This window comes from Streptomyces polyrhachis (genome assembly GCF_042663125.1).
GTDB lineage: Bacteria > Actinomycetota > Actinomycetes > Streptomycetales > Streptomycetaceae > Streptomyces > Streptomyces polyrhachii.
In genome coordinates, this window is sequence record NZ_JBHSZO010000004.1 from 30,811 (window position 1) to 56,957 (window position 26,147).

Here is a 26,147-nt window from a genome sequence, read left to right on the forward strand (position 1 = left end):
GATGTCCGTGCTCAGCGCTTGGCGCGTTTCCCGCCGCCCGACGCCGGTTTCGCCGGTCCCGCCAGGCCCAGTTCGCCCGCCAGGGCCCACAGTGCCTGCTTGATGGTGCTCTTCGCCTCCAGCTCGTACATGCGGCCCGCGTCCAGCACCCCCTGGAGCTCCTTGAACGCAGCCGGGACCGTGGTGCGGGCCATGTGCGTGCCCACCGCCCGCTGGATCAGCGGGGGTTGGATCTCGGTGGCGCGGTTGTGGCGGTTGACGACCGTGAGGACCTCCTCCGCCTTGCGTACCCGCAGCCGGCCCCACATCCGCACCATGCGCTTGGCGCCGCGTACCGACACCACGTCGGGGGTCGTGACCAGGACGGCGATCCCGGCCATCTCCACGGCGGCGGCGTTGGCCGCGTTGAGCTGGCTGCCGACGTCCACGACGACGACCTCGTAGCGCGAACGCAGCGCCGAGACGATCTGGCGGGTGGCGCGGTCGGTGACCGCCTCGCCCCGCTCACCCTCCACCGGGGCCAGCAGCAGCGCCAGACCGGTCGGGTGGGAGAAGGTCGCGTCCTGCAGGATGCGCGGGGAGATGTCGCCCTTGACGCCCGCGAGGTCGGCGATCGAGCGGCGGAACTGCACGTCCAGGTAGGAGGCGATGTCACCGGTCTGGAAGTCCATGTCCACCAGGGCCGTGGCGCGCCCCGACGCCTGTGCCGCCAGGGCCAGTTGGACGGCCGTGACGGTGGCGCCCACGCCGCCCTTGGCGCCCGCGACCGTCACCACCGTGCCGGCGACCCCCGCGTACTCCTCACCGCTGCCCAGGTGGCGGCGCACCCCCGAGGCCCACTGGGCGGCGGCCTGCACGCGGGCGGACAGCTCCTCGTAGTTCAGCGGGAACGTGATCAGGCCGCGCGCGCCCGAGTCCATCGCCTGCGCGTACAGCCCGGGGCTGGTGTCGGCCGTCACCAGGACCGCCCCCACCGCCGGGAAGCGCAGCGCGATCTCGCGGATCAGCTCCAGCGCCGGGACCGGGGCGATGGCCTCGTGGATGAGGACGACCTCCGGAAGGTCGACCAGGCTCTCCGCCGCGACCCGCGACAGCAGGTCCACGAGCTGGGTGGAGTCCGCCACCGGCGGCAGCGGCTCGATGTCGGCGAGCTGGCTGAGCAGCGTGGTCATGGACCGTGCCGCGTCAGGAGCGCTTACCGCCGGAAGTACCCGAGTGATCGCCATGCTGTTCCTGTCCCCCTCGTCCGTGCCCTGTCCGACCCGCTCAGCTGTCCTCGTCGAGGGTGTACGTGCGCTCGCTGCCGGAGATGCTGGCGTCGCTGCCCGGCGCGACCAGCGCCAGCCGCACGTGGCTGGCGAAGGACTCGGCGTAGGCGACGCGCTGGGCGTCGGTCGTACCGAGCGCGAACGTGATCGGCACCGCCTCGCCGCCGCGGCCGCGCTCCTCGGTCGGCTCCAGCGCGGTCAGCCGGCCCACGTCGATGACCTGGGCGTTGCTGACGATGACCTTCGAGGCGGGCTTCGTCCTCTGGTTGTCACCGGCGAAGGTGGCGTAGATGTTGACGGTGGAGCCCGGGTTGATCTTCCCCGCGACACCCGTCTCCGCGTCGATCATGATGGCGATCTCCTGCTGGCCCGGCTTGAGCGCGGGGCGCTCGGCCATCATGTCCTGCTGGAGGAGGGAGCCCTTGCGCAGCGGGTTGACGGCTATCTTCCCCTCCAGCTCCTTCAGGTCGGTCACCGCGGTGCTGGAGAGCCAGCGCTTGGGCAGCTTGATCTTCTGGACCTTCGACTCGTCCAGCGCCTGGTAGGCCGGCACGTCCGTACGCAGCTCGTAGGCGGTGACCTCGGGGCCGACCTTCGACTCTGCGTCGCTGATCACTGACAGCACCCCGGCGAAGGCGGCGAAGGCCACCAGGACGGAGACGAGCAGCAGGATGATGCCGCGTCGCTGGCGTGAGTTCATGGCGCGTGGTTCCTCGTTCGCTCGGGGGGACTGTTTTCCACGGGGCTTGCTGGACTTGCCGGATCTTGCTGGGTCTTGCCGGATCTTGCCTGGTCTTGCCTGGGCTGCCTGTGGGGCTGCGTGCTCAGGCGCTGTGATGGGGGACGCTGTCCGAGACGGCATGGTTCGCCGCGGACACGACAGGTGTGTCACACAGCACGCAGTGCTCGCCGATCAACTCCACGCCGCACCAGGGGCACTGGACGCGCATCACCCGGGCCACCGCCTGGTACAGCACGGCGGGGTCGGCGATGAACGCGGCGAACTCCGTCAGCTTGGACGTACCCCACCAGCGCACGGAGTCGCTGGGCAGGTGCACCCGGTCGACGGCCCGCACCCCCCAGGCCGGGGCCAGCGACTGCACCACCCAGTCCGTCTTCACCTGCTGGCCGCCGGCGTAGACGAGCTGGGTGGGGAAGGCAGGGCCGGGGAGGCGGGCGGCGGCCTGCGCGTCGAGCTTGAGCAGGACGGGCTGGGGGGAGGCGAGCGCGGCGTACTGCGTGCCGGGCGCCCAGCCCTTCAGATGGGACTTCAGGTCCACGGGGACGCGGTCGAGCTTGGCGACGGAGGCCAACTGGGCGCCGGTGTGGATGTAGTGCGCGAACAGCCGGGCCGCCGAGGCGATGACGCCGGGCCCGAAGTCGTACACACTGAGCTGGCGCAGCTGGCGGGCGAGCACGGCGTTGGCCAGCGGGGGCAGACCGGTACGGATCGGCACGATCCGGCCGCTCTCCAGCACCGAGCGCAGGGTGTGCAGCCGGAGCAGCCGCTCCCGCGGCACGGCGTCCGTCACGGGTACGAGCACGTACGTGGAGCGCTCCAGCAGCGCGCCCATCTCCGCCAGCGCGGCCTCCAGCGGAAGCTGGTCGGGCGCGCGCAGGACGACACCCGGCGGTGCGCTGCCCTGCGGGAGGGGAAGCTCGTCCTCCTCCCCCAGCACGGCGACTATGACGCCCATCCCGTTCCCCCGTGTCTCACTCGACCACCGATCACCCACACGTGATTGGTTCGTTCCGGTCGCGGGACGACACTATCGGGGACATCTCCACATGGAAACCGCCCCCCACTGATCACTGCGTGACCAGCCGGTTCCACTGGGCGAACCGGGAGGGGCGGGAGGGGGCGGGACAGGGGCCGGGACGGGGGCGGTGCGGTGCGGTTGCGGGATCCGCCGCGGTGGTCCTAGTTCCGCGCGGCGGCGCGCAGTTGGCGGTCGATGCGGAGCTCGCGGATCGCGCCGGCGATGGCCGGGGCGCCGACGGCCGCGGCGAGGGCGAGGGCGAACAGGGAGCCGAGGAGGTTCTGTACCGAGGTCATGGCTCAACCCTCCCGGATCCATGCGAAGTCAACCAGTGGCAGGACTGTCGCCGAGCATCGCATTACTGCCACACTGGGGGCATGCTGCAGAACATCGCCTGCGTCCTGGTCAACGGCGTCAACACCTTCGAACTCGGCGTCGTCTGCGAGGTGTTCGGCGTCGACCGCACCGACGCGGGGCTGCCCGGCTACGACTTCGCGGTGGTCGCCGCCGAGCCCCCGCCCCTGCTCCTCAACCCGGGCCTGCGCATCGACACCCCGCACGGCCTGGAGCGCCTGGAGAGCGCCGACCTGATCGCCCTGCCCGCCGGCGGCGACTTCCACACCCGCGACTACCCGCCCGAGCTGCTGGCGGCGCTGCGCCGGGCCGCCGACCGGGGCGCCACCCTGCTCAGCATCTGCTCCGGCGCCTTCGTCCTGGCCGCCGCCGGCCTCCTCGACGGCCGCCGCTGCACCACCCACTGGCGCTACACCGACCTCCTCGCCCGCGCCGTCCCCGGCGCCCTGATCGAGCCCGACGTGCTGTACGTGGCGGACGGCGGGATCGTCACCTCCGCCGGCACGGCCGCCGGCATCGACGCCTGCCTCGCGCTCGTACGGGAGGAGCAGGGCACGAGGGTCGCCAACGGCATCGCCCGGCGGATGGTCGTCCCCCCGCACCGCGAGGGCGGCCAGACGCAGTTCATCGAGACCCCGGTGATCCCCTCCTGCCGGGACGACGTGATCGGCGCGGCGCTGCGGCACCTGCAGCAGCACCTCGCCGAGGAGCACACCGTCGAGCAGCTGGCCGCGCGGGCGCACGTCGCCCCGCGCACCTTCGCCCGCCGCTTCCAGCAGGAGACGGGCACCACGCCGTATCAGTGGCTGCTGGGCCAACGGGTGCTGCTGGCCCAGCAGTTGCTGGAGGAGTCGGACCTGCCCATCGAGTCGATAGCCTCCCGCACCGGCTTCGGCACCGCAGCCGCCCTGCGCCAGCACTTCACCCGCCGGGTGGGGACGACGCCGCACGCCTACCGACGCACCTTCCAGGGGGTGGCGGGGTGACCCCCGTACGGCCGGACGCGCTCCTCGGGCATCGCCTCGCTCGACGGCCGCCGACGTCGTTAGAGTGGACGTATGACCGTCTTGCCCGAGTGGATGCACCCGCCCCGCGAGGAAGGCTGGTTCGCGGAGGATCTGGACCGCCTGCCCGAAGCCCCCCGCCACACCGAACTGATTGACGGAGCCCTCGTCTTCATGATGTCCCCCCAGCGCCGGTGGCACGGCCGACTCGTCACCCGGCTCACCGTGGCCCTTGAGACGCTGGCCCCGGAAGGTTTCGCCGTCGAGCGCGAGATGACCGTCCGCCTGGACACCCGCAACCGCCCGGAACCGGATCTCCTCGTCACCACTGCCACGGCATACGACCCCGACCGCACCTGGTTCGCCCCGGAGGAGGTCGAGCTGGTGGTGGAGGTCGTCTCCCCCGAGTCCGCGCACCGCGACCGCACCGTCAAGTTGCGCAAGTACGCGGAGGCCGGCATCCGGCACTACTGGCTCGTCGAGGACGAGGACGGCGCCCCGGTCGTCCACGTCTACGAGCTGGACGAACCCACGGGCTCCTACACCTCGGCCGGCATCTTCCGCGACGCGCTGCGCCGCCCCCTGCCGTTCGACGTCGACCTCGACCTCACGAAGCTGGTGCCCGCCCCGCCGCGCTGAGAGCACGCGGCGGAACCCGCTCTCACCCCTCCACCGCCGCCAGCCGCTCGCGTGTCGCCCGGGTCAGTTCGTGGTGGACGCCCAGCGTGTCCGTGAGGTCCGGGTACAGGGCGCGCCACAGCCGCAGCCCCTCCGCCTCGCGGCCCACCGCGTCGTAGCCGCCGGCCAGGGCGAAGCGGCCGTGCAGGTTCAGCGCCTCCTGCGCGCCCCGGAGGACGATGCGGCGGCGCAGGGCCGTGTCGAGCAGGGACAGCGAGTCGTCCGCCGGGGCGACGGAGGCGCTGTGGACGGCGAGGTGGAAGCGGGCGTCGACGGCCAGCTCGTGCCCCTCGCCGTACGTGTGCTCCAGGTCGCGCACGAGGCGGTGCCAGTCGGGCAGCGAACGCGAGACCTCCTCCCGGTCGCCCGGTAGGCAGGCTGCCCGCAGCGCCGCCAGCCGGGCCGTCAGGGTCAGCTCGTGCTCGTCGCCGAGGACGGCGGGGAACGTCCGGCACAACTGCTCGAACTGCCTGCGGGCCGCCTCGTGCTGCCCGGCCTCCTGCGTCGCCTCCGCCAGCCAGAAGCGCACCCGCAGCGTCAGCTCGTGGTCGGGGCCCAGCACCCGCACCAGGTCCGAGCACAGCACCCGCCAGGAGGGCAGCGCCTCCTGCGCGCCGCCCGTCTCCGCGACCCAGCGCACCAGCACCGAACGGGCGGCCAGCCCCTGCTCCGACTCGCTGTCGAGCAGGTTGACCAGCCGGGGCACCGCCTCGCGCATCCGGCGCGCCTCGACCGTGCCGTACGCCTCCAGCAGGCAGGCGGCCAGCTCCCGTTGGGCCTCGGGGAGCATCCCCCCGGGCAGCTCCTCCCGCGCGGTGCGCTCCCGCAGCAGGGGGACGAGCGCCTGCCAGGCCCGCACGGCGCCCACCGGGTCACCGGCCGCGCGCAGCTGCACGGCCTGCTGGAAACGTACGCCCGCGGTCACGCCGTGGGTGTCGCCGAGCACCGAGCGCAGGGTGGGCAGCACCTCGCCGAACAGCTCCACCGCCTGCTCGGGGCGGCCGGCCTGCGCCCAGTACCAGGGGTGCAGCGTGGCCGCGTACAGGGTGCGCTCGTCGAGCTGCCCGTAGCTCTCGCGCATCGCGGGGACCAGCTCCGCCAGCATCCGTGCGGCCCGCTCGGGGCTGCCGTGGCGGGCGGTGGCGCAGGCCAGGTCGAAGGCGACCTCCAGCAGGAAGGCGTCCTGCGGTTCGAGGAGTTCCTCGGAGCGTACGAGCAGGTCCTGCAGCTGCAGCACCGCGTCCCAGGCGGCGGAGGCGGCCAGTGCCTCCCGGTGCGCGCGCCGCAGCTCCTCCCGTACGGGGACGCGCGGGTCGTCGGCCTCCGGGGTGCGGCCGTCGGGGCTCGGCGGCTCCTCGTCCTCCGTCCACTCCTCCAGGACGATCACCTCGTCCGGGTCGAACGCCTCTGCTCCCTGGCCGACTTGGCCCGTACCCTCCCCGGTCGGCGGGGGCGCGGCCGGGGCGCGCCGCAGCATCGTCCGCAGCCGGTCGACGACCTGCGAGGCGCCGTCCGGGCGGCCGGCCGGGTCCTTCGCCAGCAGTTCGAGCACCAGCCGGTCGAGGGCCTCGGGCACCTCGGGCCGCAGCAGGCTCGGCGGCTCGGGCAGCTCGTGCACCTGCTGGTACATCACCTGCAGGACGCCCCGGTCCTGCGGGAACGGCGGCTGCCCGGTGAGCATCGCGAAGAGCAGGCAGCCCAGCGCGTACAGGTCGGTGCGGCCGTCCACGGGGCGCGCCATGCACTGCTCGGGCGCCATGTAGGACGGGGTGCCGACCATCCGGGCGCCGGTAAGCCTGGTGTGCTGGGTGTCGTTGCCCTCCATGAAGCGGGCGATGCCGAAGTCGCAGAGCTTCACCAGGCCGCCGTGGGTGATCATCACGTTGCCCGGTTTGAGGTCGCGGTGCACCACCCCCACCTCCGGGGCGTGGGCGGCCTCCAGTGCGAGCGCGATCTGCGCGGCCCACTCCACCGCCCGCTCCACGGGCGGGAGTTCCCCGCTCAGCTCGGCCGCCAGGGAGCGTCCGCGCACCAGCTCCATGACGATGTAGACCAGCGGCTCGTCGCCGCCCCCGGTGCTGTTGTAGTCGTAGACCGCGACGATGTGCGGGTGGGCGAGGCGCCCGGCCGCGGTGGCCTCCCGGCCCAGCCGGGTGACCAGCTCGTCCAGGACGGCCGGATCGGCCTCCTCGCGCATCATCTTCACCGCCACCGGCCGCCGGATGCGCCGGTCCACGCCCTCCCAGACCTCGCCCATCCCGCCCGCGTCGAGCCGCCGGACGAGTTCGTAGCGCCCGTCGAGCACCTCACCTGCCTGCAATGCCGCCCCCTCGCCGCATCCGCCGGCCCCCTGCTGACACACTTTCCAGCGCCGACGGTCAGCAGGACCCTAGCGCTAGGCGCCCGGAAAACCACCCCTTCCCCCCGCCTCGCCCCCTCGGTAGCATCCTGCGCCCGGCCCGTCGCCACGGCGGCCGGGTCGCCGCGACAGGGGAGCAGCGCCTTGGACGAGCTGGTCGACTACCGCTTCAAGGGGCTCCCCCCGGACGCCGACGGGTTGACGCTCGGTGAACTCGCCGCACAGCAGCGGTCGTTGTTCACCGGCGGCTTCACCACCCCGGTGCTCGCCCTGTCCGCCGAGGCGCTGGCGCACAACCTCGCCGCCCTCGCCCGCTACTGCGCCGCGCACGGGCTGGCCTTCGCCCCGCACGGCAAGACCTCGATGGCGCCGCAGCTCTTCCAGCGCCAACTCGACGCCGGGGCCTGGGGGATCACCGTCGCCGTCCCGCACCAGGTGCGCGTGGCGCACGCCCACGGGGTCCGGCGGATCTTCCTGGCCAACGAGCTGGTCGACCCGGCGGCCCTGCGCTGGCTGCGCGAACGCCTGTGTGCGGAGGCGGACTTGAGCGTGGTCTGCTACGTCGACTCCCCCGCCGGCGTGGACCTGATGGCGCAGGCGCTGGCGGGGACGGCCCGTCCGCTGGACGTCGTGGTCGAACTCGGCGGCGGTCCGGGGGCGCGCACCGGGGCCCGTACCGAACAGGAGTGCTTCGCCACCGCCCGCGCCGCCGCAGCCTCCCCCGCACTGCGGCTGGTCGGCGTGGCGGGCTACGAGGCCGAAGTCCCGGGCGCGGACGGTGAGTCGGTACGGGCCTGGCTGGCCCGGCTGACCGCGCTGGCCGCCGACCTCGACGCCGCCGGGCTCTTCGCCGACGCCGGGGAGATCATCGTCAGCGCGGGCGGCAGCGCCTGGTTCGACGCGGTCGCCGAGGTCTTCGCCGCGCTGCCGCCGCTCTCGCGCCCGGTGCTGAGACTCCTGCGCTCGGGTGCGTACGTCAGCCACGACGACCTGCACTACACCCGCCTCACCCCCTTCAACCGCGTCCCCGCCGAAGGCACCCTGGAGCCGGCCTTCCGGATCTGGACACAGGTCCTCTCCCGACCCGAGCCGGGCCAGGCGTTCGTCAACGCCGGCAAGCGGGACCTGGCCTACGACCTGGACCTGCCCGTCCCGGTCACCGTCCGCGGCCGCGACGGACGCCCGCGCCCGGCCGCCGGCCTGAGCGTGCGCCGCCTCTCCGACCAGCACACCTGGCTGGACGTGGCGCCGGGCACGGAGCTGGCGGTCGGCGAGTGGGTCGCGCTGGGCATGTCGCACCCCTGCACGATCTTCGAGAAGTGGCAGGCCATCCCGCTGGTGGCGGCGGACGGGACGGTCACCGACTTCGTACGGACGTACTTCTGACCACCTTCTGACCACGTGAGGTCCCCCTCACTCCCCGCCAACCACGCGCGTACGCCGGACCGTGCCCGTAAAGTGACGGCATGCCCGAGGTGATCCAGTCGACCAAGCTCGCGAACGTCTGCTACGAGATCCGTGGCCCGGTGATGGAGGAGGCGACGCGGCTGGAGGCGGCCGGCCACCGCATCCTGAAGCTGAACATCGGCAACCCGGCCCCGTTCGGCTTCGAGTGCCCGCCGGAGATCCTGGAGGACTTCCTGCGCGCCGCCGGCGACGCGCACGGCTACGGCGACTCCAAGGGCATCCTCCCGGCGCGGCGCGCGGTGATGCAGCACTACCAGACCAAGGGCGTCGAGCTGGACGTCGAGGACATCTACCTCGGCAACGGCGTCTCCGAGCTGATCCAGATGTCGATGCAGGCGCTGCTCGACAACGGCGACGAGGTGCTCGTCCCGGCTCCGGACTACCCGCTGTGGACGGCGTCCGTCGCCCTGGCCGGCGGCACGGCGGTGCACTACCGCTGCGACGAGGGCGCGGACTGGATGCCCGACCTCGCCGACCTGGAAAGCAAGATCACCGACCGCACCAAGGCGATGGTGATCATCAACCCGAACAACCCCACCGGCGCCGTCTACAGCAACGAGATGCTCCTCGCGCTGACGGAGATCGCCCGCCGCCACGACCTGGTGGTCTGCTCGGACGAGATCTACGACAAGATCCTCTACGACGGCGCCACCCACACCTCCACCGCCGTGATCGCCCCCGACCTGCTGGTCCTCACCTTCAACGGGCTGTCGAAGTCCTACCGGGTGGCCGGCTACCGGGCCGGCTGGCTGGCCCTCAGCGGCCCCAAGGAGCACGCCCGCTCCTACATCGAGGGCCTCACCGTCCTGGCGAACATGCGCCTGTGCGCGAACGTCCCCGCCCAGCACGTCGTCGCCACCGCGCTCGGCGGCCGGCAGTCGGTCAAGGACCTGGTCCTCCCGGGAGGCCGCCTCCTCGCCCAGCGCGACGCGGCCTACGAGGCGCTGTCGGCGATCCCGGGCGTGAGCGTGGTCAAGCCCAAGGGCGCGCTGTACATGTTCCCGCGCCTGGACCCGAAGGTGTACCCGCTCAGAGACGACGCCCGCATGGTCCTGGACCTGCTGCGCGCCGAGAAGATCATGGTCGTCCAGGGCACGGGCTTCAACTGGCCCGCCCCCGACCACTTCCGCATCGTCACCCTCCCCCACAAGGACGACCTGACGGACGCGATCACCCGCATCGGGCACTTCCTGGAGGGGTACGCGCAGTAGCCGGCGTCGCGGCGGCCGGTGGAGCACGCGCCGCGCGGACATCGTTCGCGGGGGTCGAATCGATCAGGAACCGACCGCTCACAGCTGTGACGGCTGCTCGAATCTGCTCCGAGCCGCAGGGTCGGGACACGGCAGTTCACGCAGTGCCGGACACCCGGATCGCAAACCCGGCCACACGGAAGATCGTGTAGGCACCGCCCGAGGGAGCCGACCTCACCCGCAAGAAGCTCGCTACATGGAAGCGTTTCGTCCACGCCGGGGACGGTCTTGATTCGCTGGTACGCATGGCGGTGGCCCACTGCCGGTTCGAGGCGATCCACCCGTTCCACGACGGAAACGGGCGCACGAGCCGCGTGATCAACATTCTGATGCTGATCGAGGCCGGCCTGCTGCGCGACCCGATCCTTATCTTTCACGCGCGATCATCGCCCGGACGGGCGATAACTACCGACTCCTGCGAGCGGTGACAGCCGAAGGCTCGTGGATCGACTGGATCCTCTACATGCTCGACATCGTCCGCGAGTCGGCAACGTCGACGACGCGGAAGATCGGCGCTATCCGCACGTGTCAGGACGACATTGCCAAGCGGGCTCGCGCCGTCACCCCGGGTGGACGGGACGCACGGTTCCTGGCCGTCCTCTTCGAGCAGCCGTGCTGCCGCATCAGCACTGTCGTCAACCGATGCGACGTCTCACGTCAGACCGCGTCGTCCTGGCTGCACGCCTTGGTCGAGACAGGGATCCTCTTCTCCTCCCCCGGCAGCGCGATGCGCCCGAATGCAGTCGGCTGGCGGCCCTCGAACGCGCACTAGCCCCACCTCCTCTGCGGTCTCCTGCAACTCCGAATGGACGCCGACTGGTTAACGTTTCCGTAGGCCTCGGTTTCCTGCTGGAACGCCGAGTCAGCAAGGACAGGGCATGGCAGGCTGATCGGTGCCGGACGCCGCTGCGGATGGTCCGGGAGTCGAACTTCCGAGAAACGGGGCTATCGTGATCGATCCGACATCGCCGGAGGCATTCGGCGCGGCTCTTGGAGTACTGGCTACGAGCATGGTGACCGATCTCGGTCGGCGGGGCATGGACGAATTCCACATATTGGGGCACACTCTGCTGAAACGGCGCATATCAGTTCCATCGGGCCCCATGGAGCGGATCCGGTTGTCTGATGAGCTCAGCAGGGCCGCGTCCCAGGGGCTGCCTCAGAACTTGTGCGGCGCCACCTTCAGTCGTCGCTTCAGCCCGGATCGGTTCGAGATCACGGTGCCGCGCATGCTTCCCACCGGCATTCGGTACTGGACCAACCGGACCCACGTGTTCGACTGCCTCCTGGAGGAACGCGTGCGCCCGGGCCACGGGTGCCGCGGCGCGGTCCTGCACGGACCCATGGGTGTGGGAGTAAGTTCCTGCGCCATCGCATTCGGTTTCCAGCACAAACATCTGTTCACCGATGGTCAGTTGTACGCCGACCTACGCGGATCGGGGCACGTAACGATCTCGGCTGGCGAAGTGCTTCACCTGTTCCTCAAGAAGCTCGGCATGCCTGAAGACGCTATCCCGCCCACCCCCGGCCAGCGCGCGGAAGAATTCCGTCAACACATCGCCGGTAGACGCCTGTTGGTGATCCTGGATCATGTCAGCGATGTCGAGCAGGTCACTCCGCTGCTGACCGACGACGAGAACGTCTACACGTTGGTCGTCTCCTCTGACGGCCCGATGCCCGGACTACCGCTGAAGGAGATGGAAATCGGCCCGCTGGACGGCAGGCATCCGACCAAGTTGGTCACCTCGATCACCAGCGAGAAGCACGTCAAGGCCAACTGCCGCAAGGCCCGCACCGCAATCCGGCTGTGTGGTGGATATCCGTTCGCCCTGCAAGCCCTCGGTGAACACATGTGCCGCCATCCGCAGCGCAGCTGGGCAGAGGTCGGAGAAGAGCTCCGCACCCTCGCCGCCGACGTACCTGACGGCGACTCGTCGGCGCTGATGGTGCGATGGCTCTATCAGCAACTCGATGTGGCAGCAAGACAGTTGCTCATACCACTTGTCGTGTGCCCTTGGCCCTCGTTCACCAGCGCGATCGTGGCTCAGGCCGTCGGAATCAGTGAGACCGAGGCCGAGCGCATCATGAGCCTCATAGTGGACTGCGGCCTTGCAGCGTCTTGTGGATCAGCGCGGTACACCATCCGCGAGTCCGTCCGTCGACACCTGTCCGACGTCCTGGACCATGACACGGACCGGCAGGAAAGCACCGTACGCACAATGCTGGATGCTTACCTGCGCCTGGCCGTCCACTTCGACTACATCGCGCTCCCGGACCGGTGGTACCTCAACACCTTGTACGACGAGGCCAAGAATCGGGCGCACACCGAGCACCGTCGGCTCACTGTCCAGGAAGCACTTGAGGGCGCCCGCCAAGAGTTGCCCAACTTCCTGGAAGCCGTCCGTACCGCGCATGCTCTGGGTGAGTGGGATACGACCTGGCAGTTGATCGACGGCCTGTGGGCTCTGCAGCTGAAAGTCGGCTTCCCCGATGTCCTGCTCCCGGGCATATACCTGGCCATCGATGCCACCCAACGCTGCGGTCACAAACGCGCGGAGTCACGGATGCGTTTCCAGGCCGCCTTCGCGCACATGTCCCTCGGTCAGTTCGAGCAGGCCGACGGCCAACTGGTGGCCGCGCTTGCCGCGGCCGAAAGCGAGGGCAACCTCCTCAGCAGGGCTAGCGTTCTGGAGGGCATGGCCCTGCTGAATCTGAATCGCGGTACGCCCGGTCCGGTCCAAGACCTGATCAGCCGGGCACTGGACCTGCTGGATGGTGTTCCCGAGGGCACTCCGGATGTCATTCATACGCTCCGGGCCCGCGCGCTTCTCATTCAACTCACCGGCCGCGAGCGCTTCGCTGCCGGTGAGTACAACGAGGCCCTCCGCGCCTACCGTCGTGCTCTGGCCGAGTTCGACAAGGCCAAGGACTCCTACAACCAGGCGCGGGTGCGTATGCGCATGGCGACGGTCTACCGAGCACTCCAACAGCCGGCCACCGCAGCCAAGGAGCTCGACCTGGCCCTCGGCGTGCTGAACAGCCAGCAGGCCAGCCAGATCCGCTCGGAGGCCGCCGAGCAACGCGCTGCCTGCGCACGGGAGCTCAACCGGCCGGACGAGGCGATCCAATTCCTCAAGATCGCCTTGCGAGACCATGATGTCGGCCAACGCCCTGCGGCCGCCACAAAAGTCCGGGACGAGATCGAAGCCCACCTCCACCGATAGGTCGACGCCGACTCAGAGAGGAGGGGGCCGCCCCTCACATGATGGCCCGTGGGTGCAATTCAGTCGGCCGTGGCGGGCCGTGAGGATTTCACCGGTCGCGGGAACCCTTGTGAGAGGCCGGCTCGCATGAACCGGCTAGCTGGCGCGACCTCGCCGTATCTGCTTCAGCACGCTGACAACCCGGTCGACTGGTGGCCCTGGACGCCGGAGGCTTTCGAGGAAGCGAGACAGCGCGACGTCCCCGTTCTGCTGTCGGTCGGGTACTCCGCCTGGCACTGCTGGACAAGCCACGGCGGCTGGTGCGAGAGCGGAGCTCGCTGACCAACTCGGTGGGTATGGACACGGAGGTGTTCTCAGTGGTTCCGGCTCGGATCGACTTCATATCCAGAGTGCAGGACAAGCTCTATTACACCGCGAGGCTGTTCATGCGTGTGGCTGTTGCGAGTCGAGTGATGACCCGCGTTTCATGATCGGGAACCCCGAGCCAGGCTCGACGAATCGCACTTCGATATTCAGTTACGACAGGTTCGGGGGACGACGTGGGTGCTGTACGGGCCTGGATGGTGCGCACAAGAGCGGATGACGAGAGAGACTACCTCCCTCTCCGAAGGCTTGACGATCGCTGGCTGGCCCGAGATCGGTGACCTGTCAGGCTGCAAGGCGCCGGGAGACCTTAAGAGTTCGTAACACGATCATGGTGCGGTCTTCTTGAGGTGTTTCCAGTAGATGAGGGTGCAGCCGAGTGAGACGAGGGCCTGGTGGAGGTCGAGTCGGCGTTCCCAGCGGACGGCGAGGCGTTTGAACTGGTGGGGCAGGGCGAGGGTCTGCTCGACGACGTAGCGGAGCGTGTCCAGGCCGTGGATGTCCGGGTGGCCGCGGCGGGAGATCGCTGGGAGGATGCCGCGGTGCCGCAGGGCCCGGCGGACGCGGCCTGGCTGTCGTAGCCCTTGTCACCCAGGAGCGCGTCGGGGCACTTGCGGGGGTGGCCGACCCGGCCGGCGACGGGCGGGACGCCCGTCGACCAGGGTGAGGGTCTGGGTGATGTCGTTGACGTTGCCTGCGGTGGTGGTGACCTTGAGTGGGATGCCGTTGCCGTCGCAGATCAGGTGGTGCTTGCTGCCGGTCTTCCGGCGGTCGACCGGCGACGGGCCCGTCGCGGCTCCCCTTTTTCGCGCGCACGTGGGAGGCGTCCACGCACGCGCGGTTCCAGTCCAGCTCACCGGCCGCGTTCAGCTCTGCCAGGAGTATCCGGTGCAGCTGGTCGAAGACGCCCGTGCCCTGCCAGCGCTCCAGGCGTTGCCAGCAGGTCTGCCCGGAGCCGAAGCCCAGCTCCAACGGGAGCTGCCGCCAGGGGATCCCGGTGTAGAGCACGAACAGGACGCCTTGCAGGCACAGCCGGTCCGACACCGGGCGAGGGCCCGGCGACCGTTCCGGCCACGGCGGCAGTACTGGCTCGATCTGTGCCCACAACTCGTCGCCCACGACCCACGGCTTCACACTCACACCATCACGAACGGCCCAATCGTCCTACCGGTCACGCCCGACCAGCACCGAACAGCATGATCGTGTTACGAGCTCTGAAGGTTCGGTCAACCTCGCCTATTCACCTACACGTTGACCGGAGTTGCAGCGACCTCACTGACCAGCGGCGTTTGACAAGATGTCACAAGTTGCCCCCCGCACCCAACGGGCGCACCCCACATCCAGGACAACGCGCGGGTCATCGGGTTTCTGACGGATCGTTCTGAATAATCGATGCTGATGCATGTGAAGGAGATTCATGGTGAATACGGCCCCCCCCGGCGATCCCGCAAGAATCGTCAAGCTCACCGAGTAGGGCATGAATTTTTCCGACTACATCGCTTTGCTCAAGCGGAATGACGTTTGGCAGGAAATAGGTTGACAGTTCCCGCAGCAAATCTTCGCCGAACGCATGGACCGGGTTCGAAAGACCCGTAACGAGACCATGCGCTTCCACACAAGTGGCAATGACTGCACCAGTGCGGTCGAGGAGATCCAGGTCGCTCTGCAGATGCTCAAAACTGTTCAGCCGCAAGCCTGAGCGCACGGCAGGTTCGGTGCCGTCGCACCCTGGCCTGCCGTTCCGGGACATCGAGCCGTCCGTCCGAGCGAGCGGCCGTCCGGTTCGCGCCGTTCTCGCAATGGTTCAGCGTACGAGAATCAACCCGCAGCTGTACGCGCGTGCGTGGCCGATGCCCTGGGCAAGGGCCGCGACGAAGGCCGCGGGGTCGGTGACTGTGAGAGCTCCCTTGATCTCCGCACGAGCGATGCGCAGTCCCTTATGGGGAGCTGGGCTCGAGACGTTCGGGAGCATGCGTACGGCGATCCGATCGGTATCGGCGTCGGCTCCGATGCGGGTGACACCGTCCGGGGCGATCGCAGGTTCGCCGGGTGGTTGGAGACGACGCGTGAACCATCCCTTCACGTGTTCGGGGCGTGTGTGGGGGACGCGGGTGCCCCGGGTCTTCGGCGGAGAGCCTGGCGGAGGGGGAATGCTGCGGACGGGATTGACGATCGTGCGGAAAGCGACCCGGTCGCCGAGGCGGAAGGTGCGATCGACGGTCAGGAGCTCCGGCCTCTCGGTCAGCGCCGCACCGGGAATGCCGCTCCAGTCGGCGGGGAGTGACGACTGGACCACCAAGTTGAGCCGCGCCTGCCGGAGGTCGACGGTCCAGGTCGACAGGATGCCCATCTGGGCACGAGGGTCCGGGCTGCCGTCGTCCACCCAGCCGGGGAAGCCGCTCATGACGGTCCGGTGCATGTCCTGTGCGTCGATGAGTGATTTGCCGACGAAGGGATGCCGGGCGTCCAGGGTCAGTAGAGTCTGCGCGGCGACGAATCTGGCGGCCCGACCCGCGCCCGACGATACGTCCGCCGCAGTGATGTTTGTGTTCACAGGATGATGTCCCATCCACGGGCGTGTGCGGCGATGGTGATGCGGTAGCGGGTCTCCCAGCGGAGGCTGTGAGTCCCTCCGTCCGCTCCGAATTGCACGGGTTGGTCGGACAGGGGGCCGACGCCGGGGAGTGGCCGTCTGCTCTCAATCCAAGCCCACGGGCGTCTGCGCTGCGCGGTTGCCGACGGCTCGGCTTCGGGGCCGACGGCATCGGGAAGCAGGGAGTGTGTCTCGAAGACCTCCTTGAGCGAGCCCGGAGCGATACCGACGGCGAGGTCACCCGACGGCGGACAGGCTTTGCGGCCGAGCCAGAGCAGCCGCTTCGGGTACTCCAGGGCGTGGGCCACGCGCTCCAGGAGAGCTCTGTCCTGATGCTCCAGACCGACGAGGAAGGCGGCGTCGGCGAGATACCAGCGCTCTGTGATCAGGCTGTGGCGGCGGACCTCTCTGGAGACGAGCCCTCCTGACCTCGGGTCGGCGATGACGTACTTCGGTGAGCCGTACCAGGCATGCAGCTCGGTGCGTCCGAACGGACCGGGCTGCAGGGCGTTGTCCGGCGACGACGCCGGCAGTGGGTCCGTGGTTGCTTTGGCGGCTCGCTGGTGGTCGGTGATCAGGTCTCGCGGACGCAGCGGATACTTTCCGCCGCCAACCGTGTGGTAGTCGCGAAGCGACGTGCCGGGCCGGTCGGCCCGCACTCCGAAACGCACCTCGGCGAGTTCCCCGAGGGGTTCTTCCCGGGGCAGTCCTAGGGCTGCGGCGCACAGGCCGATCACGCCCGACTTCGTCGGACGACTGTGCGTGTCGCGACGGGCGAACCTGCCGGCGATGCCCCAGGACTGCAGGGGGCCGGCCAACCGGATGAGGAGGACGTGCGAGGCGTTCGTGCCGCTCACGGTGCGAGGTCCTCGGCTCGCTGCACCACGGACAGCGACTCCGGCAGTTCCAGCTCTCCCAGGAGCAGATCGATCTCGGGGTCGTACGTGAGCAACCGCGTGGTGCGTAGATCGCCGCGACGGCGGCTGACGAAGGTGTGGTGGCGCAGCAGTCTGCGTACGGCGGCGGGTCCCGCCGGTCCTTCCCCGCCGGTCGACAGGGGCCCCTCGTCGACCGGCCTCTGAAAGGCGGATGCGTAGTTGTAGGGACGTTCCCCTTCGAAGGCGAGGACGAGCGCTGGCAGCGATCCTGTGGACGCGGTGGAGTTCTTCTTCGCCTCCGGAAATGCCTCCACGAAGGAGTTCACGAACTCCTTCTCGGCATCGGACGCCACCTGTTCGGCCTCGACCTCGTCCATTCCGGCAACCCTCAGATTGACGCGAAGCTGCTTACGGTCGAGGGCTGCGTGCCGGTAAAAGGTACCGGAGATCAGGGACTGGTACCCGGTCATACCCGCGCCCGCATCGTCCGCGGCATCGAGGAAATCGAGAGCATTGCGTTTGCGATCGAGCTTTGCGTCATCGGCGGCTGCATAGAAATCTTCGATTTGTTCTGCTTCGTGCACCGTGAAGGCATGTCCCGTCTGGACGGCACCGTCAACATTGGGCGAGTCGGGGATCTCGGCGAGGAACCGACCGTAGAGAGCGATGTCCACGGCGTCCCGGGGGGCGAGGGCCAGCAGAACTGCGTCGCGGGTGGCCTTGGGCAGCGACGGCAGGGCGACGGCCCTGACAGTTTCCACGGAGGTCTCCTCCGCATCCGGTTCTGCCGCGTCCTTGCTCCTCGCCCCGCGGCGCGTCTTCTTCGTCGCCTCGATACGAGCCTGGGCTTCGAGGTAGGCGTCGCGCCACTCCTCGACCTCCGCCGACCGGTCGACGATGTGGCGCGCGATCTTCGCTCCGGCGTCAGACGGCGCGAAGATGAGCACCTTGGTCAGATTGGCCACGGTCTTCTTTTTCGGATCGCCAAATTTGAGACCGCTGGCTTCCATCACCGCGCGGGCCGTGACCAGCGCCCTGTCCCGGTGCCAGCCGTGGGGGGACTCAAGTTCACGTGCGGCCAGAAGGGCCCACTCCCGGGTACGGACGCCCATGCTTCGTCCCTTGAGCTCCCCCAAACCGGCATTGGCCCGGTTGCGGGCGTGGACCCGCTCGGCACGTCTGCGGGCCTGGCTCGTGATCATGTGGCGTTCCACACCCCCGAAGACCAGGGACTTGGGCTGCCCGTTCTCGTCACGTACCGGAAGGACGGCGGCCAGGGTCTCGATGAGATGCAAGGAGAGGAACTGGCTCCGAGGTGGCTCGGTCACGAGATGGTGTCCCTTCGAGTCGTCGGTGAAATCGCTGGTGGAGGAGTCGCTCGCGTCATGGATTGGTTCCCCGTTTCCCGGTTGCTCCCGGAGGGGTGTGGAAATGGACCGACCACTCGTAGGCGATGCGCGCCTTACGGTCGTTCCACCGGATGAGGTCTTCGGTCAGGGTGGCCCAGGACGGTGGAGGCTGTTCGCAGGAGCGGAGCCGAGTGATCGCGTGCTGGAGGTGCCGCCAGGGCACGCGTCGGCTCGCGACGACACGGTCCAGAAGCCGCTGAGCACCGGGGTTGTCCGGCCCGCGCCCAGTTCCGTCCCCGATCCTGCGGGCCGCGGCGCCGAGGCTGCCGTGGCCGTAGGAGGGTGTAGGGCACCCCTGGTGGTAGATCGCGAACAGGAAGGCCACCCGCTCGAAGAGGTCACGGTGGTCGTCGCCTCCGTACCAGCCTGCGCGGATGTGCGCGTTGGTTCGAACCCGGGACCGGCGGAGTTCGGCGAGCGTCCCGTACTCACGGTTGTGGACGAGGGTGGTGAGCCAAGTGGTGAGTGCCGCGCTGTCGTGCGGGAGGTCGGACGCTCCCGTACCGGCCGACGGATCCTGTTCAGACAAGTGCTGTCTCCCCTCGGAGTTCGGCCGGCGCCCGGCCGCCGGACACAGCTTCCTCGAATAGCCGTACGGCCCGAGCTCGCGCTCGGTTGTAGCGGTCGCCGGGCGGCAGGGTGTCGAGGAGCTGGAGCAACCGGGTGCGAGCCGTGATCATCAACTCCAGCGCGTAGGCGACCAAGGGAGCGGAGACGGGGTCGTCGTCCTCGAACCCCTGGTCGACCACCTCGTCCAGCAGTTTGAGGAAAGGGTCCTCGGCTGCTGGCCAGAAGTCGTACCGGGCATCGAGACGTGCCACCTGGCCGACCTCGTCCGCAGCCCTCATGGCGGGGAACGCGGTCTCCGCGGCCACGATCGCCGCGTTCTTGAGGGTCTGCGCCAGGTATTCGGCGATGTCCGAGCCGCGGCGGGAAGCGCGGTAGAGGTGCGCGGCCATGCCCGGGGCATAGGGGTAAGCGCCGTGGGTCCAGATGACGGGGAGCGCCTTGTTGGCCAGGAGGCCGACAGCCCAGAGATGGTACGGGGCACCCTGCTGCGTTTCCGGGTCCCCCCCATCCGGCTCCCGTCGCCGGTACGGGAGAAGGGACCGCAGCCGCGCGTACATCCCTCCCCGGCCGTCGTTGACGGCGCCGTACAGAGCATGGGCCTGTTGCCAGAGGGCCCGGCTGGGCGAGGGCCACAGAGGCTTGGACACGCCGTTCGTCGTCGTGCTGTACACGGCGTCCTGAAGATGACGCGCCGGGTCGAGATCCAGCACCTCACCGGCGCCGATCAGAACCCGGTCGACCATGAGCTGCCCGTGTGGACCGTGTGCTGGACGCAGCAGTACGGAACGCCCCAGGGTGCTGTGCAGGTCCGCGGAGCTCCGCGGTGCCCGGGGCTTCCGTGTCTCTTCGAACCTGCGTTGCTCAAGGACGGACGTGGTCCAGGAGGTGTTGAGCGACTGTCCCGGCCCCTCGGGCGGATAGAGATTCAGGCGCAGCGTCTCGCCGAGCGTTCCCCCCAGGGCAACGACTCGGATCCTGCCCGTCAGACGGCCCGCCGCGAGATTGGTGACCCTGGCGCCGAGCTCCCCCCCGGACATGCGTGCCCGTCCGTAAGGGCCGTAGACATGCTGTGTGAGGGTGGCGCGGAACGCGTCCGCTGCCGGGAGAGGGTTGTCGCGTTCGAGATGATGGTGGTCGAAGTGCTGGTTGTAGTCACCGGAGTGCTCAATGATCAGCTGAGCGGTTCCGGTGCCGCTCTTGCGGAGATCCTTCGACAAGTCTGAATTCTGGGCCAGGGGATGCGTGGGATGGAACAGGTCCCAGGAGTCCGCTGGTTGCTTCAACAGCCACTCGGCGGCCGGTGTGAGGGGCCTTTGGCCAAGGATCCAGGCATTCCAGTCCTCGTCGGAGGACGGACAGGTGCCGGAGGCGAAGCAGATGGCCAACAAGTATTCGATGACGGCGACCGTCTCACCCGGCGAGGTGCAGTCAAGGGCGGCCAGATCGTCGGCCCGATTGAAGACCGCGCTCAGGGAGTGGTGCGCGGTCGCCCCGTCGAGGTCGACGGCGGGTATGCACGGCTGCAAGCGAGGGTCCCAGCTGACGTGCTGTCTGGCGGGAATCGGCGGTCGGGCCTCGGACAAGTCTGTGCCACCTCCTTCTGTTCAATAGCCGGAAAACCAACAGGTGGCAGCTCGGACGAGGGCGGCGTCCCCGCCATCAGGCCGCACTCCGGGCCCGTCCGTGGAGACCGGAAGTGACGGGATGCCCCCGCCCACGCGGGGAAAGCCCATTCCAGAGCTCTGCAGGCTCCCGACGGGCCACTCCCGCGACGAGCGGGAAACGCTTAGCCGACCTTGATGGTCCTTGCTGGTTCAAACACTCGATCACCCGGCCGGATGGCGTCTGCGCAAAGGTCTAAACTCGGGAGTTGCCGATGTATCGGCGCCCCTGGCAGTACCTCACCAGGAGACCGGCGAAGTAAGAGTGGTTCCCGCCCCGTGCGTGCGGAACGGGGACCACTCACTGCTGGGGCCGACCGTTCTCGACGCGTAGGCTGCGTCGAGAACGGTCGCTTACCAGAGGTGGTCGACCGCGTTGGCCATGACTGCGCTGACCACTCCGGCTACCACGATGAGGAACAGCTCCTCCTTGCGGTGCCCCAGCCACTTGCGTCCTGCTTTCCCCATGACACTCCTTCCGCCCTTCCGCATCGGGGGGCTGCACAAGACCTTTTCGTATGAAGCCCGCTCCGGGTAGACGAATTCAAGCCATCCATGGTGGTGAAGCAGTAGCTCCAATGAAGCGCACTTCAAGCACCCGAGTTCCCGCTCGAAGCCACGCACTCGTTCCACGTGATCAGGCCCCGCCACAAGCACCGGTGCGCGCGGCATCGGACTCCTTCCCCACCCTCAACGCGGTCGCCGACGCACAAGGATGCTGAGCGTCGTCCGCGCGTCCTTGCGGCGATCCTGTGCGGAGGCGAGGACGGAGACGAGGGCCACGGCGAGCAGGGCGACCACATAGAGTAGACCGGCTGTTCCGCTCAAGAGCAGGGTGTAGGGCAGGAGTTCGGGGAGCTGCGACATGGTACGTCCTTCTGTCGGGAGCCGGTTTCGGCTGCTGGGGTGATGGCTCCAGACTGACGGCGGCGGCCTTGTGCCGAGAAGTTGCACCGACCATCGCATGACGGTTTCCGCAGGTCGAGCGCCTGAGGTCGTACGGCGGCAGCCGAGTTTTCCGCGCAGCGAACACGGACGGGAGCGGGCCGGTGAAGGGTTCGGACCGACGCGCAAGGAACGAGCTGCGCAGAATGCTGCAGGAGGTGTGGTCCCCCGAGCGGCTCACTTATAGCGGCGTGGCAGAGGAGTTGGGCGTCTCTCGCTCGACGCTGCAAAGCTGGATCGAGGGGAAGACGGTCCCCTCGCCGGATCGATTGCGTGACTTCTTGGCCGTAGTGGCCAGGTCGCAGAGCGGACACAGCACTCCGACGTACTCGGACGCCGAGTGGGAGGCTGCCTCGCGGGCGGCGAAGGAGGAGGCAAGGAGCGCGCAGCACGGGCAGATTTCCGTGAACCGGCGGCGGGCGGACCCCAGCCTTCGCTTCATCGGGTTGCATCGTTCGGCCCCCGACGTTTCCGCGACCGAGGTCCGCGTGCGGGCGAACGAACGAACGGAGATGAAGGCGTTTGCCCAGGACTCCCGTCCCGGGGCACCGTCCTACCTGTGCTGGCACGCCGACGGCCCCGTGGGCAAGACGACGCTGCTGGCCGGTTATGTCCGTCAGAAGCCCCCGATCGGTAGCGACATCCTGACCTTCTTCGTCTCCGCGGCCCACGACACCGACACACGAGCCGAGTTCGAGAACGAGATTGCCGACCAGATCGACCGTTTTCTCGGCAGGTCCGGTAGCCCGGTCCCCAAGGGCACCCGGGCGTGGAACGCCCTCTTCGCCGAAGCCGCCGAGAAGAGCGCGAGGCACGGACGGAACCTCCTGCTCGTGGTCGACGGACTCGACGACGACGCGGCCTGGTCGGGCGACTTGGCCGGATCGAGTCAGGAAGACAAGAGCGGGGCTCCGAAGTCGAGGGCCCGCTTCGGTGGCGACCCCGAAGGCCCGGATCGAGTCGTACGGAGATCCGCGCGCGAGAGCATCGCCGCGCTTCTGCCCTCCCCTCCACCACCCAACATGCGCGTCATCGTTTCTCTCCGCCGCTGCGCCCCCGTTCCCCACGACGTTCCCGAGAAGCGACATCCACTGCGTCAGAGCCATCATCTGCGAACGCTCCTGCCCATTGCCGGGGTACCGAGGTTCCGACAGCCACCACCCGACGCCATGGCGCTGGGCGAACCGGTCGCGGGGCTGCTGGCCGTGGCGGACGGCGGCCTGCGGATCACGGACCTGGCGGAGCTGACCGGGCTCTCCGCAGACCATCTCGACCGCCTGGTCCAGGGCCCGACGGGGCGAGCCCTCGTGACCGAGGATCCGGTACTCGGGACGTACGCCTTGGCGGACTCCCGTCTCGTACGCGCGGTGCGCGAGGACTTGGGAGGGGCTGCGGTCCTGCGGTACACCGAGGAACTACTGCTCTGGTCGCGGAGGTGGTGCGCGGCCGGCTGGCCGGACGGAACTCCTCCGTACCCCTTGGCGCATCAGCTCCGCCTGCTGAGCAGTACCGCCGAACGTACTTCGTACGTCCTCGACTTGCTCCGCCTGCGTCGGCTCGCCCGCACGGCCGGGCCGGACATCCCGCTCGCCCAGCTGGATGCATTCGAGAAGGAGATCGGTGCGGCGGCGGACGTCACGTCCGCCGACCGTCTGGCGGCACTCACCTCCCTCTACGGTGCGCGGTCCCTACTGCGCCAGGCACACGACACGTACGTGCCCGACGGAGCCCCGGCTCTCTACGTCCGGCTCGGGGACGTGGAGCGCGCACGCGGCCTGGCCCGCTCCGCGCCCACGGCTGTCGACAGAGCCGTACACCTGGCGGACACGGCGGTGGAACTGGCGTACGCGGGGCAACACTCCGTTGGACAGACCCACCTGAATGTCGACGCCCTCGTGCGGGAGGCGGCGGAGTGGTTGGCCCGGGACCGTGCGCATCAGGGCTTTCCCGGTCCCTTCCGAGAACCCGAGCGGTATGTACGACTCCTCTGCGGAGCCGGGACGCTCGCCCGTCTGAACGGTCCCGGCGCTGCCCGGCCCGTATTCCGCGCGGTGCTCCGGGACCCGGCGGCCGGGACCGCGGCGATCACCGAGGCGGCAGGGAAACTGGATGCCGTCATGACGCTGCACTCCCGGGCGGAGACGCTCAGCGCGGGAGACGTGCGCGCCCTGACTGCGGCAGTGGAACTCTACGGAGCGTTGGCGCAGGTGGCGCCCTACCTTGGCCCGTACGCCGGCGATCGCATCGAGGCTATCTGCGAGGAACTCGGCGACACGGAAGGACTGGGAGCGGTCGGCGTCCTGGCCACTGCGGCGTCGGTGCTCGCCGCTCTGCCCGCGAAGCGACACCGCCGAGCGGCCGAACAGCTGCGGAAGGCCCGCGCCCGGACGCATCAGGCGATCAAGGCGCTGAGGGACTCCGATTCCCCGTCCGATGCCTTGTCCGAAGCCGATCATGCCCACCTGCGTCGCGAACTCGCCGGGACACTGGAGCGTCTGGCCGAGGCCACAGTGGCCATGAAGGCGATGGGCGACCATGACGGCGTCAGACGCCAGATGGAGGCAATACCGGAAAGCCAGCGCGTTGGGATTCTCGGAGACCCTCTGCTGGAACGGGCGCAATCGATTCTTGACGCAGCTGAGAACGAGAAGGCGCGACGGGCCGACGAGGCGGCGCAGGAGGCTGTCGAGAAGAGCGAGACAGAGCGCAAGGCGAAGCGCCGGAAAGCTGACGCCGAGCGGGCGGCGCTGCACGAAGCGCGGATGACCCGCGGTGTACAAGCCACCCGGGCACCACAGCCCACTCGAACAGAACCCGAGGGCACGCGGGCCTCCTCCCCGTCCCGCCGCCCCGACCCGCACCGGCGATCGACCGGCCTGCTGCGCCCCGGCGACGGCCTGTACCCCGATCGTCCGGAGCAGTCTCTCCTCCCCCTGCTTCTGGAGGTGGACGAGGAGGTGGGTGCGGGGCATCTGCTCCGCGGCCGGGAACTTCTGGAGGCGGCCCTGCGGAGCCGACCTGCGGCACAGCCCGCGAGCACCCCGGATCTCCCTGAAGGCTGGACTGCGGAACTCTGCCAGGCCATGGGCGCGGCAGGCTCATCGGACGAAGCCGAAGCGTTCGTGCGGCACCTGCCCGGCACACATGCCCGCGCGTGGCACCTGGCAGCCCTCTCCCTGGGCTGTTCCCTCGCCGGACACGACGACCCGGGCACCCGTCACGCCCGGGCAGCGGCCCGGCTGCTGCCCACCGGAGCCGACCCCGTTCTGACCAACGTCGTGGCCCAAGCCCTCGCCCATGCCGGGGACGGGGATACTGCCACGGCGATGGTGGCGGGAGACACCGCGCAACGGCTGCAGGCACTGACAGCCGTCGCCGCCGGTCTCGTACGACACTGCCCGGAGGCGGCGGCACGCGTCGCCGAGCCGCTGGTGGAGGTCCTCGCACGGCGAATGGAGACGGGCACCCCACGCGTCCCTCTCCCCGAGCTGGTGGCGCTGCTTCTTGCCTCCCCCGACGTCCGGAACCCGGCTCCCCGGCTGAGCGACACGCTCGGCCGGGCCGTGCTGCGCGTGGCCGCCCCCTCCATGGCTGCGCCGGAACGATCGATGGCTGTCCTCGCCCTGCTGGAACGACTCCGTTGTCTTCCCGACGAAGCCGTGAACGCCGCCGAAAGTTCGGTCGGCAGATGGCGGCGCGCCCGTCAGCCGGGACCGCAGCCCTCTGCGGAACTGGCACTCCTGGCAGCGGTGAACGGCGACACCGCTGCCGTGTGGCGGCACGCAGACGCGGCGCGGACGCCGGACGACCGGGCGACGGCGCTCGGTACCGCCGCCGCGCACCTGGCGGGCGCCCAGGTGGCGCCGACCGCGGACAGCGGTGCCCACGACCGGGTGATCCGGACCTGCCTGGCACTTGCCCGAGCCGTCGACCATGACAGTCCCCCCGCCGAGGAGACGGCCCGGGACATCGCACTGGGGCTCTTGCAATCCGACGCGTGGACTCGCGCGATCCCGCTGCTCCCCTCATGTGCACCTGGGGCGTTGGGGCACCTGACTGCCATGGCGAGGGACATGACCGTCCTACGGAGGGATTCGCTGATGTAGGCCGTCGACTTGAGGGTGAAGAGTCCTGAGGCATGGTCGCCTCGGGGCGCCTCCTCCGATGGAGCCTGTGCGGGCATCCCCGGACGGATCGGGCGCTGTGAGAACCCCGGGTAGATGAGCCGGTCAGTGCGGCCTCGCCTTGCCCTTCAACGTGCCGCCGACCGGGTCGACACATGGCTTCCGCGGAGCTTCCACCAGTCGTTGCGGCCGGAGTTCAAGCCGACCACGGGTCGGGTTCGGAACGCGGGCCGTCGGGGC

19 protein-coding genes and 3 pseudogenes are annotated in these 26,147 nt (G+C 69.3%); 9 read left to right on the forward strand and 13 right to left on the reverse strand.

Features of this window, described 5'->3' with window-relative positions; all coding sequences use genetic code 11:
• Positions 1 to 11 precede the first annotated feature (11 nt).
• The 4 genes from ACFQLX_RS03555 to ACFQLX_RS03570 form a co-directional block, all read right to left on the reverse strand.
• Positions 12 to 1,172 (reverse strand): CpaE/TadZ family protein, encoded by a 1,161-nt coding sequence (locus ACFQLX_RS03555; RefSeq protein ID WP_386411798.1) that lies wholly within the window; start codon positions 1,170 to 1,172, stop codon positions 12 to 14.
• 94 nt (positions 1,173 to 1,266) lie between these two features.
• Positions 1,267 to 1,968, reverse strand: coding sequence for a Flp pilus assembly protein CpaB (gene cpaB, locus ACFQLX_RS03560; protein WP_386411800.1), 702 nt, complete (start codon positions 1,966 to 1,968; stop codon positions 1,267 to 1,269).
• A gap of 124 nt (positions 1,969 to 2,092) precedes the next feature.
• Positions 2,093 to 2,965 (reverse strand): hypothetical protein, encoded by an 873-nt coding sequence (locus tag ACFQLX_RS03565; protein ID WP_386411802.1) that lies wholly within the window; start codon positions 2,963 to 2,965, stop codon positions 2,093 to 2,095.
• 224 nt (positions 2,966 to 3,189) lie between these two features.
• Positions 3,190 to 3,324 carry a hypothetical protein gene (locus ACFQLX_RS03570; RefSeq protein WP_386411804.1) on the reverse strand — a complete coding sequence of 45 codons (135 nt, stop codon included), beginning with the start codon at positions 3,322 to 3,324 and terminating at the stop codon, positions 3,190 to 3,192.
• An 81-nt stretch (positions 3,325 to 3,405) separates the two neighbouring features.
• Between ACFQLX_RS03570 and ACFQLX_RS03575 the strand changes: the two genes are divergently transcribed.
• Together ACFQLX_RS03575 and ACFQLX_RS03580 are read left to right on the forward strand one after the other, a co-directional pair.
• Positions 3,406 to 4,368, forward strand: a complete 963-nt coding sequence (locus ACFQLX_RS03575; protein ID WP_386411805.1) for a helix-turn-helix domain-containing protein — start codon at positions 3,406 to 3,408, stop codon at positions 4,366 to 4,368.
• A 72-nt stretch (positions 4,369 to 4,440) separates the two neighbouring features.
• Entirely contained in the window at positions 4,441 to 5,025 is a 585-nt protein-coding gene (locus ACFQLX_RS03580) for a Uma2 family endonuclease (protein ID WP_386411807.1), read from the forward strand.
• A gap of 22 nt (positions 5,026 to 5,047) precedes the next feature.
• Here ACFQLX_RS03580 and ACFQLX_RS03585 read toward each other — a convergent pair whose 3' ends face one another.
• A complete protein-coding gene (locus ACFQLX_RS03585; protein WP_386411809.1) occupies positions 5,048 to 7,384 on the reverse strand; it encodes a serine/threonine-protein kinase in 2,337 nt (778 codons plus the stop codon).
• Between the two features lie 183 nt (positions 7,385 to 7,567).
• Here ACFQLX_RS03585 and ACFQLX_RS03590 point away from each other — a divergent pair, with 183 nt between their 5' ends.
• The 6 genes and pseudogenes from ACFQLX_RS03590 to ACFQLX_RS03615 all read left to right on the forward strand — a co-directional run.
• Entirely contained in the window at positions 7,568 to 8,809 is a 1,242-nt protein-coding gene (locus tag ACFQLX_RS03590; protein WP_386411811.1) for an alanine racemase, read from the forward strand.
• An 80-nt stretch (positions 8,810 to 8,889) separates the two neighbouring features.
• Entirely contained in the window at positions 8,890 to 10,101 is a 1,212-nt protein-coding gene (locus tag ACFQLX_RS03595; RefSeq protein ID WP_386411813.1) for a pyridoxal phosphate-dependent aminotransferase, read from the forward strand.
• 233 nt (positions 10,102 to 10,334) lie between these two features.
• Positions 10,335 to 10,568: pseudogene (locus ACFQLX_RS03600) on the forward strand (Fic family protein); the annotation flags it as partial.
• The gene (locus ACFQLX_RS03605) at positions 10,565 to 10,912 is read left to right on the forward strand and encodes a Fic family protein (RefSeq protein WP_386411814.1); all 348 of its coding nucleotides are present in this window, start codon (positions 10,565 to 10,567) and stop codon (positions 10,910 to 10,912) included. The pseudogene ACFQLX_RS03600 and the gene ACFQLX_RS03605, both read left to right, overlap by 4 nt.
• A 178-nt stretch (positions 10,913 to 11,090) precedes the next feature.
• Complete coding sequence (locus ACFQLX_RS03610; RefSeq protein ID WP_386411816.1) at positions 11,091 to 13,364, forward strand: tetratricopeptide repeat protein; 2,274 nt, start codon at positions 11,091 to 11,093, stop codon at positions 13,362 to 13,364.
• Positions 13,365 to 13,490: 126 nt separating this feature from the next.
• Positions 13,491 to 13,667, forward strand: a pseudogene (locus tag ACFQLX_RS03615) (DUF255 domain-containing protein); the annotation flags it as partial.
• A gap of 389 nt (positions 13,668 to 14,056) precedes the next feature.
• Here the strand turns inward: ACFQLX_RS03615 and ACFQLX_RS03620 are convergent.
• The 8 genes and pseudogenes from ACFQLX_RS03620 to ACFQLX_RS03655 form a co-directional block, all read right to left on the reverse strand.
• Positions 14,057 to 14,861: pseudogene (locus ACFQLX_RS03620) on the reverse strand (IS5 family transposase).
• 223 nt (positions 14,862 to 15,084) lie between these two features.
• Positions 15,085 to 15,432: a hypothetical protein gene (locus tag ACFQLX_RS03625; protein ID WP_386411818.1), complete on the reverse strand. Its 348-nt coding sequence runs from the start codon at positions 15,430 to 15,432 to the stop codon at positions 15,085 to 15,087.
• 99 nt (positions 15,433 to 15,531) lie between these two features.
• Positions 15,532 to 16,281, reverse strand: a complete 750-nt coding sequence (locus ACFQLX_RS03630; RefSeq protein ID WP_386411820.1) for a type I-E CRISPR-associated protein Cas6/Cse3/CasE — start codon at positions 16,279 to 16,281, stop codon at positions 15,532 to 15,534.
• Positions 16,278 to 17,177: a type I-E CRISPR-associated protein Cas5/CasD gene (cas5e, locus tag ACFQLX_RS03635; RefSeq protein WP_386411822.1), complete on the reverse strand. Its 900-nt coding sequence runs from the start codon at positions 17,175 to 17,177 to the stop codon at positions 16,278 to 16,280. The genes ACFQLX_RS03630 and cas5e overlap by 4 nt, the downstream gene beginning before the upstream one ends.
• Positions 17,174 to 18,526: a type I-E CRISPR-associated protein Cas7/Cse4/CasC gene (locus ACFQLX_RS03640; RefSeq protein ID WP_386411824.1), complete on the reverse strand. Its 1,353-nt coding sequence runs from the start codon at positions 18,524 to 18,526 to the stop codon at positions 17,174 to 17,176. The genes cas5e and ACFQLX_RS03640 overlap by 4 nt, the downstream gene beginning before the upstream one ends.
• A 55-nt stretch (positions 18,527 to 18,581) precedes the next feature.
• The gene (gene casB, locus ACFQLX_RS03645) at positions 18,582 to 19,136 is read right to left on the reverse strand and encodes a type I-E CRISPR-associated protein Cse2/CasB (RefSeq protein ID WP_386411826.1); all 555 of its coding nucleotides are present in this window, start codon (positions 19,134 to 19,136) and stop codon (positions 18,582 to 18,584) included.
• Entirely contained in the window at positions 19,129 to 20,760 is a 1,632-nt protein-coding gene (locus ACFQLX_RS03650; RefSeq protein ID WP_386411828.1) for a type I-E CRISPR-associated protein Cse1/CasA, read from the reverse strand. Before ACFQLX_RS03650 ends, casB begins: the two co-directional genes overlap by 8 nt.
• 768 nt (positions 20,761 to 21,528) lie before the next feature.
• Complete coding sequence (locus ACFQLX_RS03655; RefSeq protein ID WP_365071779.1) at positions 21,529 to 21,705, reverse strand: hypothetical protein; 177 nt, start codon at positions 21,703 to 21,705, stop codon at positions 21,529 to 21,531.
• A gap of 224 nt (positions 21,706 to 21,929) precedes the next feature.
• Between ACFQLX_RS03655 and ACFQLX_RS03660 the strand changes: the two genes are divergently transcribed.
• Entirely contained in the window at positions 21,930 to 25,889 is a 3,960-nt protein-coding gene (locus ACFQLX_RS03660) for a helix-turn-helix domain-containing protein (protein ID WP_386411830.1), read from the forward strand.
• The last annotated feature ends 258 nt before the right edge of the window (positions 25,890 to 26,147 follow it).